Below are 1,749 nucleotides of genomic sequence, written 5' to 3'. Positions count from 1 at the left end.
CTGGCGAGGCCAGCGATAAAAAAGCCGCTGTCGCCGCTGCCGTTGCCCGTGCCAAAGCCCGAAAAGCGGCRCAACAAGGCGAATCAAGYGCTGATWCRTCGGCTTCRRCTGAAAGCCAAACCGCAACARCCAACAAAACGTCAGACACTGGYGARGCCAGCGATAAAAAAGCCGCTGTCGCCGCTGCTCGTGCCAAAGCGCGTAAAGCCGCTCAACAAAAACAAGATAATAAGGAATAATCAACGTGGCGTTTTTCATTGCAAGTTCACCACACGCCCACAATAAGCGCTCCACCAGCCATATTATGCTGACCGTTCTCCTGTGCGCATTACCAGGACTCGCGGCACAGTGGTATTTCTTTGGATGGGGAGTATTAATCCAGCTAACGCTCGCCGTGTTAACCGCCTGGACAACAGAAGCACTGGTGATGCGGTTACGTCGCCGCCCGGTGATGGCCTATTTACGTGACAATAGCGCGCTGCTCACTGCATTTCTTTTGGCGGTCGCGATCCCCCCGATGGCACCTTGGTGGGTGATCGTAATTGGTACCGCGTTTTCTATCATCGTTGCCAAGCATATTTATGGCGGGCTGGGTCAAAACCTGTTTAATCCTGCTATGGTTGGCTATGTAGTACTGTTGATCGCATTTCCAGTACAAATGACTACCTGGCTACCACCCGAAAGCCTTGCCACCCATGCGTTAACCTTCGGTGATACCCTAGCCGCTATTTTCAGTGGCTATACGTTGGACGGTTTTAGTGTTAACCAACTCCGTATGACCGTCGATGGTGCGACCATGGCCACGCCACTGGACACCATAAAAACCGCATTAGCCGGCGGACAAACCGTCAGTGAGGCCTTGCAACAGCCTATATTTTCTGCCGTTGGTGGCAAAGGCTGGGCCTGGGTGAATACGCTGTATCTGCTCGGTGGTTTGGTATTGATTCAACGCGGTGTGATCAACTGGCATATTCCGGTTGCGGTACTCACCGCCTTATTATCAAGCTCACTGTTGGGCCACTTGATTGCGCCCGATCAGTTAGCGTCGCCGCTGATTCATTTGTTGTCTGGTGCGACCATGCTGGGGGCATTTTTCATCGCCACCGATCCGGTTTCCGCATCCACGACGGACAAAGGGCGCTTGTGGTTCGGCGGCCTCATTGGGGTGTTGGTGTACTTGATCCGTACTTGGGGTGGCTACCCCGACGGTGTCGCGTTTGCAGTGATTATCGCTAACTTATGCGTGCCTTTGATTGATTACTACACCAAACCGAGAGCTTACGGCCATGCGAATAAGCGGGCAGAGAAGAAGTCACAGTCATGATTGAAACAATACGAAAACATGGGGGCATCTTGGCGATCGCAGCCCTCTTATCCACCGCATTAGTGGCGGTTACCAATGCGCTGACTGAAGACACGATAAAAGAGCAACAACAAATTCAGTTATCCAAAGCGCTCAATCAAGTGGTCCCAAAGGCGCGCCATGATAATCCGCTTCACCAAAGCTGCCGCCTGGTGACAAACTCGGACGCACTCGGCACTGACGAGGCGCAACCTTTTTATGTCGGCACCTTGAACGATGAGGTGACCACGGTCGCCATTCAAACCATCGCCCCCAATGGCTACAATGGCGCGATAAAAGTGCTGATCGGGATGGATGCGACCAGTCATCAAGTTTTGGGCGTACGGGTCCTCGAGCACAATGAAACCCCAGGCCTGGGAGACAAAGTGAGCTTACGTGTGTCGGAC

General features: G+C 53.0%; 2 protein-coding genes and 1 pseudogene. All 3 read left to right on the top strand.

The window, feature by feature from the left end; genetic code table 11:
* Nucleotides 1-239, top strand: a pseudogene (locus BZG79_RS16580) (electron transport complex subunit RsxC); the annotation flags it as partial.
* 5 nt (nucleotides 240-244) lie between these two features.
* Complete coding sequence (gene rsxD / locus BZG79_RS15185) at nucleotides 245-1,324, top strand: electron transport complex subunit RsxD (RefSeq protein ID WP_077774825.1); 1,080 nt, start codon at nucleotides 245-247, stop codon at nucleotides 1,322-1,324.
* Nucleotides 1,321-1,749: RnfABCDGE type electron transport complex subunit G (locus BZG79_RS15180; protein ID WP_077774824.1), on the top strand; the 429-nt coding region annotated here is incomplete at its 3' end. The genes rsxD and BZG79_RS15180, both read left to right, overlap by 4 nt.

This window comes from Salinivibrio sp. MA427 (assembly GCF_001996115.1).
In the GTDB taxonomy this organism is placed as follows: domain Bacteria; phylum Pseudomonadota; class Gammaproteobacteria; order Enterobacterales; family Vibrionaceae; genus Salinivibrio; species Salinivibrio costicola.
This window is presented reverse-complemented; position numbering and strand designations above follow the sequence as displayed.